The organism is Candidatus Competibacter phosphatis (genome assembly GCF_012939995.1).
GTDB lineage: Bacteria > Pseudomonadota > Gammaproteobacteria > Competibacterales > Competibacteraceae > Competibacter > Competibacter phosphatis.
In genome coordinates this window covers 1-6,117 of the sequence record NZ_SPMZ01000108.1, presented here as the reverse complement: position 1 = coordinate 6,117, position 6,117 = coordinate 1, and the positions used below count along the sequence as shown (strand labels likewise).

The window sequence follows — 6,117 nt, the reverse complement described above, 5'->3', positions numbered from 1 at the left end:
CAGCCGCCGTCACCCGCTGCGCGCTTCCTTGGGCTTCTACGCGCGGCATTAACGGCCTGTTCCCACAACAGCCGGATGTTCCGGCATGCCCCTTTCTCCGACAGTAGCGCCACCCGCTTGCCGGTTTCCGGGTCGCGGTCACGAATGACGATATGGGCGTGCGGGTTGTGCGCGTCCCGTCCGCTCTGGTGGATCGCCGCGAACCACGCCGCCCGCCCCTGCGTTACCCGCTCGGCAAACGCCATGACCAGCCCGCGCCGTTGCAGGGGGTCCAGCTCGCGCGGCAAGGCCACGGTCAGCTTGTCGATCACGCGGGCATTCTGGCGGTCCCGCCGTTCCTCCCGATCCAGCCACCGCCGCGCGGCGTAGCGCTCGATCGGCATTCGTCCGGCCAGCAGGTCGGCGCGGGCCTCGGGGCGGGTGATGTAGCGCAGATGCGCGCCCGCCGTCCGGGGCGCGTGGGTGGTCCTGCCGACACTGCGCAAATGCAAGCTATAAATCGCCACGTTTCCAGTCTGCCCGCGCGGTCGCGGCAGACACAGGGTGGACAAACGTTTGTCCACAGAAAACCGGCACTTGCCGGGGGATGCAACGGGGGCCGCGCCCCCTTGCCAAGGGGGTTTTTGTTTACAAAAACACATCTTGCTACCCGCTCCCAACACCGGGTTTTCCGACCCGCGCACACATCGCGCTAGCGATGTATAAGTGCGCACTTCCCTGCTTTGGGTGACGCCTTCGCCGGGCTGGATTTTGGATCACGACGCCCGTCGCTCGGCGCACGCGGGTTTCGCAGAAACCCAAAAGTGCGCCCTCCCATGGGTCGGGTTTCGGGTGCGGTGTTTCGTGGTGGTCTTGAACCGCCGCGGGTCACTGGATCGTTTCCAGCACGCGGCCACCCTGCGAGGGCGTTCCCCCCTCGCGCTCCCCCCGGATATTTGTTCTCTGGTGAGGGTGTGCTAGGTCTGGGATGCGGTACAGGGTGGGAACCCGATGACCGCCGACGGTGAGGACGGCTCGCGCGGGTTTTCATAGTCCACGCGGGCCGTTTTCTTTGTGGCTTGCACGCCCCGGACACTGTGCTACTGTCCGAAAGAGGCTCAATCGGACAGAGCGCTACACCATGCGGATGAACATCAATCAAGCGGCGAAAGCAGTCGGTGTCGCAAGAAGTACGCTGTACCGCGACATTCAGGAAGGCAAAGTCTCCGTAGGCAAAGACGGTCGGGGCAAGCCGTACGTCGATGTGGCCGAATTGGAACGAGCCTATGGCAATGTGACACTCTCGGACACGTCCGAAACTGTCTCAAACGGACAAACCGGGACACCACAAAAAGACAAAAAAAGACAGTGTGCTACAGCGCGAACATGATCTGTTACGTGAACAAATCGAACTGTTGAGAAGCGAACGGGACGACCTGCGCCGCCGCTTGGATGACGAAACCGAGGAACGGCGCGCGACACAAGCCAAGCTCACGGCCTTGCTCACGGATCAGCGCGCCACGGCCCCAAAAAAGGCCGCTGATGGGCTTCTGGCTCGGGCATGGGGATTTCTAAGGGGGAGCGCCTGAAAACGTCTCCACGGGCTTCCTAGGGGCAAAAATCAGTATTCCCAATCTGCCATGAGCGCCGGAATGTCGCGCATCCCGTAAATCACGCGCATGGCCTCGATCCCATCCGGGCGCGGTCGATAGAAAATCAGGAATTTCTCGAAGTCCGGAACCGGCCACATCCGGATATCTTCCAACCTTGGCCCGTTGAACGGTCGAGCGACCCCGATCAAAGGCATTCCGGCCAATCGCGTGAAAGCCGCTTCGACGGCTTCCAAGAAGCGCAAAGCGGCTTCCGGGCGCTCCCCCAAGAGATACTCGAAGTGTTCGAGAATGTCCTGTTCGACCTTCGCTCGTCGGTAAACATGGCCCTGTCTCACGAGGTCTTGCCTTCCTTGGCCTTGATCGCCTGCCGGGCGCGTTCGCGCAACCGCTCGAAAAACTCCGGGGCGAATTCCTGGGGGTCGTCCCCTTCCAAGGCTTCAAGCAGAAGCGATTCCAGTTTTGCTTGATCCTTGCGCTTCTGGTCATCCCGGATCAAGTCCCGGATATAGTCGCTCGCGGTACTGTAAAACCCCTTGCTGACCTGACTTTCGATAAAACTGCGCATCTGCTCCGGTAGCGAGATGTTGAGTGTGGTCATGGTCTTTGCTCCTCCTGAAAGCCCTGCTTTCTTCCATTATGGCGATATTTGCCAATTTTTGCCATTTTTTCTTTCCTATCGCCCAAACCGGACAAGGAGTCTTGCCCCTGACCGATCAGTTCCTCCCCCCGCATGCCTTTCGGGAGATTCAAGCCTCCACCAAGGTTTCCGGTTGACCCCGAACGGTCCAGCCTTCACCCCCTTGCCGAACCGGTTTTTGGGTTTTCGCGGGGCGGCTTTCCGCGATTGGCGAGTTTTCCACCAACCGCGTTCCCCAACTACAGGGTTTTTTTTATAAATACAGGGTACTACAGGGAGGGCCGGAAAAACAGCGAAAAACTCGTTTAAAAACAAAAAAGTTGCACGAATTTTTTTCGCGATGAAGCGTCACCGTTTATGCGTAAAAGCGTCACCGTTTATGCGTAAACCGGGGCTTAAAGCGTCACCGTTTATGCGTGGATAACTTCTCAAAACCCCTCGCTGCTGTGGATAAATCCGGCCTATGCTTTTCCTCAAAAGGGCGATAGGAAGAAGGGGCCATGAGCGACGATGACGATGACGACCTCGACGAGCGTGTAAGGCAAGCCTTGATGATCGAGGCGGAAGAGGCGCGGGAAGCCGGGGCTGTCGGCTTCATTGCCCGCGTCCTGACGCAAGCCACCATGCCGCACAAGGCCACTTCCGATAACGAATTTACCCGCCAGAATGGGCATTTCACCCTCACCATGATGTCACCCCGGCGATTCGGATTGCCCTATGGATCAATCCCGCGCTTGCTGGTGTCATGGATAACAACGGAAGCGGTTCGCACCAAATCCCCGGTTCTGGAACTGGGACCGTCCCTGTCCGCCTTCATGGCAGGGCTGGGTCTAGCCCCAACAGGCGGGCGATGGGGAAGCATCACGCGGTTGCGTGACCAGATGACCCGACTTTTTGCCTCGTCCGTCACATGCACTTATGACGACAAGGACAAGACCGGAATTTTCGGCGTCAAGATGGTCAAGGACGCGCGTTTGTGGTGGAACCCGAAAGCCCCCGATGAAGCGCCGCTGTGGAAATCGACCCTGACCCTCGGCACGGATTTTTACGAGGAGGTCATTAAAAATCCCGTTCCGGTAGATATGCTGGCACTTAAAGCCCTCAAACGGTCGCCCTTGGCCTTGGATATTTATTGCTGGCTCACTTACCGCATGTCCTATTTGCGCAAGCCTACAGAGATTCCGTGGGCTGCCCTGCAAATGCAATTCGGGGCCGACTATACCCATACCAGACAATTCAAAGCGGCTTTTCTGGAACACCTCCGGGCCGTCCTTGTGCGCTACCCGGAAGCCAACGTCGAGGAGGGAGAACGGGGCTTGCTGCTCAAGCCCAGCAAGCCGCATGTCGCGCAATTGCCGCCCGCGCTGCCCCGGCTCAAGAATCCGCCCGCACTAGAACCGCTCTTGCTTCCCTTGCCGGATTTTCAGGGACGAGAGGGGCCGTTCTTAAAAACCCAAACCTACGAAATGGCGAGAAAAGCCGCGCCGGGCTGGGATGTGTACGAACTGGAAAGACAGTGGCGCGAATGGATCGAAAAGAAGGGAACACCACAAAAACCGGATGCGGCTTTTCTCGCCTTCTGTCGTAAAAAAATCTGCCCACAATAATCTTTAGTTTCCTTGCACCAATATCTCTTCAATTGCGTGATATATTCTTTCTCCGTCGCAAGTACTCATACACTCTCTTACCCATTCAGATACCATTGTTTCCCAAACTGATACGTGCGACTTTCTCACCTTATCACCCAGTTTTTTTATTCCAATTGTGATGATTTGGGTCTGTCATAATGTCGTCGAGATCAGCAAATAGAGTTCCAGCACCGATACCAACTCGTTCTGGAAGATGTGCCCAATTCTTAGCTTTTAATTGCTCATACACAACGACTTCAGGAGCAGAATTGCCTGGTAGAACTATACAACCAGGACTCTGTTCTTTATCGCCATCAAGCACAGCAAGATTCTTCTTAGTTGGTAATCGACCCTCTTTTCCTAAGCTACCCATTGTTTTTACTACATTTGCTGGCCCAACAGGACATATATCAATACGATCTACCAAAGGTGCTTTTGCATCGTTGGCTACTAGCATCTCCCGAAGCCATATTTCTGACTCTCGGTCTTCGACATATACAGCCATTTCAGGGTGAACTAGATCGTCCATCCTGCTCATGGCAAATTCTACACTTGCCCCGTAGATCACATTAGTTCCTTGGTTTCCGGGAACCAAGAGAACTCGCGCTTCTTGTGGAAGTTGTTCAAGGATATATGGACTATGGGTAGAAACGATAATTTGCATTCGCTTTTTTACGAGCCAGCTTCAATAAAAAAATCAATCAGCCTTCTTTGAGCTTTCGGATGTAATGATGCCTCAACTTCATCAATTATTAAAAGACTTGTCGTTGGTATGGTTTCCAATACTTTAAACAAATCTAGCGTTGCATCTTCTCCGGCCCCCTGATGATATTGACTAAATTCGCCAAATGATCGCCTGAAAAGCCCTACTGAATGCTTCGATACATCTGACTTAGCAAATCTCGCAGATTCATATTGACGGCCTAACACATGGGATAAATATATAAGATTTTCGTTAGAGATATTCTCGCTATCGGTTTCAACTTTTCCCATCTTTGCTATTCTGGCATAGCCAGCAGTGGCATCAAGCGGTAAGGTTCTTGAGATATCTTGATAAAAGACATTCCGCTTTGGTCTTATCTCAGCAAAATTCCATCGAGATGTTTTCTTGCTAACTCTGTATGAAATAACTGATTCACCCTGTTTTAATGAATAACGAATCGTGACCCCCTCGACGCTATCCCAAGGCGTATCTTGGAAGAAATCTGAAGGGAAATATGTTTGTGACTTGGTCTCTCCCTCATAACAACAAGCAACTGCCTTTAAGAGTGTAGTTTTTCCAGTGCCGTTTTCCCCAACCACGGCTACAACCGGGAAACGAAATTGCACAGTTTGGCCTGACCATCCCCTGAGCCCATCAATTTCAACGCTATTTATAAACTTGGGCCAAAGGCTTGCACTTAGCTGTTCACGAAGCTTGTGAATTTCACTTGAATCCATCGAAACCTCCATTCAATTACTGCGCAGTTTATACATAACTCTCGGTAGTAGTTCCTATCTCTGATTGCTGGCACAACCAAGCCGTTGATTTATCATGAATGGGAAAGTGTGTCACAAATCTTACTTTCAGCGCTACTCTCCCTCTCTCTTGAGTTCAATGGACAAAATGTGTCCTTCCGTCTCATGGTTCGGCGCAACATCACTCGCAAGCCATTGAAAAATCAAAAGGCCGAATAACCGCACATGGGACAAAAGGGCGCGGGCTTCGTAGTCTCTTGCCGGAAGCGATGGCAAACGCAAGGCCGACCGTAGAGGCCGGGGCGGACACGCCCGGCCAGTCTGTTGTTTCCCTCTCCCGCTCTTCCTCTGGCCGCTGCGGGCCTCTGTGGCGCTGTGGAAGCGCCTCGATGCCTCGGACCGCATGAGACAGCCGCGTCACCCGCTGCGCGCTTCCTTGGGCTTCTAGCGCGGCATTAACGGCCTGTTCCCACAACAGCCGGATGTTCCGGCATGCCCCTTTCTCCGACAGTAGCGCCACCCGCTTGCCGGTTTCCGGGTCGCGGTCACGAATGACGATATGGGCGTGCGGGTTGTGCGCGTCCCGTCCGCTCTGGTGGATCGCCGCGAACCACGCCGCCCGCCCCTGCGTTACCCGCTCGGCAAACGCCATGACCAGCCCGCGCCGTTGCAGGGGGTCCAGCTCGCGCGGCAAGGCCACGGTCAGCTTGTCGATCACGCGGGCATTCTGGCGGTCCCGCCGTTCCTCCCGATCCAGCCACCGCCGCGCGGCGTAGCGCTCGATCGGCCATTCGTCCGGCCA

At 55.0% G+C, this 6,117-nt stretch carries 8 protein-coding genes; 2 read left to right on the top strand and 6 right to left on the bottom strand.

The window, feature by feature from the left end; genetic code table 11:
- On the bottom strand, window positions 1-551 hold a 551-nt coding region (locus tag E4P82_RS20985; protein ID WP_169250696.1), incomplete at its 3' end, for a MobA/MobL family protein.
- 569 nt (window positions 552-1,120) lie between these two features.
- Here E4P82_RS20985 and E4P82_RS20980 point away from each other — a divergent pair.
- Complete coding sequence (locus E4P82_RS20980) at window positions 1,121-1,369, top strand: hypothetical protein (RefSeq protein WP_169250695.1); 249 nt, start codon at window positions 1,121-1,123, stop codon at window positions 1,367-1,369.
- 231 nt (window positions 1,370-1,600) lie between these two features.
- Here the strand turns inward: E4P82_RS20980 and E4P82_RS20975 are convergent, their stop codons facing one another.
- Together E4P82_RS20975 and E4P82_RS20970 are read right to left on the bottom strand one after the other, a co-directional pair.
- Entirely contained in the window at window positions 1,601-1,927 is a 327-nt protein-coding gene (locus tag E4P82_RS20975) for a type II toxin-antitoxin system RelE/ParE family toxin (protein ID WP_169250694.1), read from the bottom strand.
- Window positions 1,924-2,190: a type II toxin-antitoxin system ParD family antitoxin gene (locus E4P82_RS20970; RefSeq protein ID WP_169250693.1), complete on the bottom strand. Its 267-nt coding sequence runs from the start codon at window positions 2,188-2,190 to the stop codon at window positions 1,924-1,926. Before E4P82_RS20970 ends, E4P82_RS20975 begins: the two co-directional genes overlap by 4 nt.
- Window positions 2,191-2,729: 539 nt before the next feature.
- Between E4P82_RS20970 and E4P82_RS20965 the strand changes: the two genes are divergently transcribed.
- Window positions 2,730-3,836, top strand: a complete 1,107-nt coding sequence (locus E4P82_RS20965) for a replication protein RepA (protein ID WP_211203244.1) — start codon at window positions 2,730-2,732, stop codon at window positions 3,834-3,836.
- A gap of 133 nt (window positions 3,837-3,969) precedes the next feature.
- On the opposite strand, the gene E4P82_RS22635 is transcribed toward E4P82_RS20965, so the two are convergent.
- The 3 genes from E4P82_RS22635 to E4P82_RS20955 all read right to left on the bottom strand — a co-directional run.
- Window positions 3,970-4,521 carry an OLD family protein gene (locus E4P82_RS22635; protein ID WP_246327781.1) on the bottom strand — a complete coding sequence of 184 codons (552 nt, stop codon included), beginning with the start codon at window positions 4,519-4,521 and terminating at the stop codon, window positions 3,970-3,972.
- A gap of 8 nt (window positions 4,522-4,529) precedes the next feature.
- Window positions 4,530-5,297, bottom strand: a complete 768-nt coding sequence (locus E4P82_RS22630; protein WP_246327780.1) for an AAA family ATPase — start codon at window positions 5,295-5,297, stop codon at window positions 4,530-4,532.
- A gap of 199 nt (window positions 5,298-5,496) precedes the next feature.
- A partial coding sequence (locus tag E4P82_RS20955; protein ID WP_169250692.1) for a MobA/MobL family protein occupies window positions 5,497-6,117 on the bottom strand: 621 nt, incomplete at its 5' end.